Here is a 262-nt window from a genome sequence, read left to right on the forward strand (position 1 = left end):
CGTCGCCGGCGCCCAGGGCCCGGTGCAGCTGCGCTGCTTCGCCACGCGGATCGACGCCCATGCCGGCCTCGCCAGCATCCGCGCGCTGACGCTCGATTCCAGCCGGCTGTTCATGACCGGCGGCGGCACCGTCAACCTCGCGACCGAGGGGCTCAACGTCGTGCTCCGGCCGCAGACCGATCTCGGCGGCGGCGCCACGCCGATCCCCTTCGCGGTCACCGGCACGCTGGCGCATCCGGCCACCGGCATCGCCCCGCCCGGC

Annotated in this window: 1 pseudogene; it reads left to right on the forward strand. The window is 76.0% G+C overall.

The window, feature by feature from the left end:
• A pseudogene (locus RT91_RS18915) lies at positions 1–262 on the forward strand (AsmA family protein); the annotation flags it as partial.

The organism is Acidiphilium sp. JA12-A1 (assembly GCF_000724705.2).
Lineage (GTDB): Bacteria > Pseudomonadota > Alphaproteobacteria > Acetobacterales > Acetobacteraceae > Acidiphilium > Acidiphilium multivorum.